Here is an 871-nt window from a genome sequence, read left to right as displayed (position 1 = left end):
TGTTCTGGTTATGCACATACCTCAGGTGTATAATGAAAACACGAACATTCGTTCTGGGGTGGTGTGCAATGGCTACAACCAAAGGAATGACTTTGCTTGAGTTTCAGCGCAAGTTTCCGAATGAACCGGCGTGCCGAGAGCACTTGTTTCAATTGCGCTGAGGCAATGGATTCGTTTGTCCGCGATGCCAAGGAAACAAGTTCTACTTCATCGAAAAACGCATGCTCTATGAGTGCTCCTCCTGCGGCCATCAAATCTCGCTGACAGCCGGCACGATTATGCACAAAACGAAGCTGCCTCTGCTCGTATGGTTCTGGGCCATTTATCTGGTCGCCCACGATAAACGCGGTCGCTCCGCTTTGTCTTTGGCACAAGTTTTTAGCTTGAATTACCGCACTGCGTGGCGCTTGCTTCACAAGATTCGGTGTGCCATGCAACAACGGGACGCACATTACCCATTGGCCGGTCTTGTTGAAATGGATGATACCTACGTCGGTGCTCCCAAGTCTGGCACCGATGGACGGGGTACCCCCAAGCAGGCCGTTGCCGTAGCGCTGCAGACCGATTCCAAGGGAAACCCGCGATTTGTCCGGATGAAAGTCATCCAACGGGTGACGATTGCCGAGATCCACCGTGTTGCCAGAGAAGTGATAGCGGCAGGTTCGACCATCATTTCCGACGGGCACAGCTCGTATAAACGCCTGACCGAACTTGGCTACCAGCATGTTTCCCAGGACTTCAAGCGAGCAGATCCGGATGTGTTTCTCAAGTGGCTGCACGTGGTCATCGGCAATGCCAAGGCTTTCATTGAGGGAACGTATCACGGTCTGAGCACCCGTCATTTGCAAGCGTACCTCGACGAGTTCTGCTA

1 pseudogene is annotated in these 871 nt (G+C 52.7%); it reads left to right on the top strand.

From position 1 onward, the window contains the following. Window positions 1–68 precede the first annotated feature (68 nt). Window positions 69–871: pseudogene (locus AK2_RS16255) on the top strand (IS1595 family transposase); the annotation flags it as partial.

Origin of the sequence: Alicyclobacillus kakegawensis NBRC 103104, from assembly GCF_001552655.1 — a bacterium.
GTDB classification, from domain to species: Bacteria; Bacillota; Bacilli; order Alicyclobacillales; family Alicyclobacillaceae; genus Alicyclobacillus_G; species Alicyclobacillus_G kakegawensis.
The sequence above is the reverse complement of the archived record's forward strand: the minus strand, read 5'-3'. Positions and strand labels throughout refer to the sequence as shown.